2 protein-coding genes are annotated in these 1,133 nt (G+C 57.2%); both read left to right on the top strand.

The annotated features are described in order from the left end of the window. A partial coding sequence (locus tag ABIE57_RS20555) for a type 1 glutamine amidotransferase family protein (RefSeq protein WP_502950145.1) occupies positions 1-246 on the top strand: 246 nt, incomplete at its 5' end. A gap of 324 nt (positions 247-570) precedes the next feature. After that, the gene (locus ABIE57_RS20560) at positions 571-873 is read left to right on the top strand and encodes a hypothetical protein (RefSeq protein ID WP_354540897.1); all 303 of its coding nucleotides are present in this window, start codon (positions 571-573) and stop codon (positions 871-873) included. Positions 874-1,133: the final 260 nt, after the last annotated feature.

Below are 1,133 nucleotides of genomic sequence, written 5' to 3' on the forward strand. Positions count from 1 at the left end.
GGCGTGGACGGCAAACCCCTGGTCGCAGGCAAGACATTGACCGGGTTCACCAACACCGAAGAGGAGGCTGCTGGCCTGACCGCGGTGGTCCCATTCCTTGTCGAGGATATGCTGAAAGCCAACGGCGGCACCTATCAAAAAGGCGATGACTGGGCGTCTTTCGTGGTGATCGACGGCAAGCTGATCACAGGTCAGAACCCGGCCTCGTCCGAAGAGGCCGCGCGCAGATTGCTCGAACTGCTCTGACGCGGGCCCTCTTTGCAGCATCCGATCGGGTGGTATCAAACGACATCGAATTCGTCTCCGCACGGGCAATTGAGGTGCTCGGACAGCACGTTGGCCGAATTGGGGGCAGGAGTGGATCGGCACGGAACCTTCGTTGCGAGACGTCGACATCAGTTTCCTGATGTGGGACGTGTGGAAAAATCTCTGGTTTCCGAGCGATCTGCCGTCCGGTTTTGTCCTACACGGGATGTTATGTATGAGGAGATAGAATATTACTCGGCGAGGCACCTAACTAACAAGCGCGGTCCCGTAAACTTCGCAATCAAATATCCAGTCCCGCCTCCAATGCCTGGCGCACGTGTTATCGGCATCAATGACTCGATTTGGCGAAAATCCCTGGCGCACGGGACAGTCATCGTCGATCTGGAGCCCCGGACCGTTCTCGGTGTCCTCGGGGATCGTGATGTGGTCACTTGCACCGAGTGGCTGAAGAACTATCCCGAGGTGGAGGTGATCAGCAGGGACCGTAACGGGTTTATGCTCAGGCTGCCCGTCAGCCGGTCGTTGCAGGCTGACGCAGATCAGGACGCCCCCGTGCGAAACGTGACAGTGATCTTTATCAATTATGTGTTGATGCTGGGGCAATGACGCGGCGGCGCCCGTTCAGGCAGGTGCAAGATCACGAAGTCGTGCAGGCATTCAGGACGAAAGAAGCGGAACAAAACGCTGGCCGAGGTTTTTCTTTCGCAAAGCCAGTTCGGCGCAATCAGGAAGGGCCATTACCATGACCAATATTGCAAAGGGAATGCTCGCCGGACTTGCGGCAACCGTTGCCCTTTCGCTTTTGATGCTGATGAAGGGGGCGATGGGGCTGATGCCAGCACTGGATCCGATCGGTATGATCGCGA

This window comes from Roseovarius sp. MBR-6 (genome assembly GCF_040547525.1).
GTDB lineage: Bacteria > Pseudomonadota > Alphaproteobacteria > Rhodobacterales > Rhodobacteraceae > Roseovarius.

Coding starts and splice junctions, on each gene's coding strand:
- ABIE57_RS20560 (WP_354540897.1), top strand. CDS start 571: ATGCCTGGCGCACGTGTTATCGGCATCAATGACTCGATTTGGCGAAAA.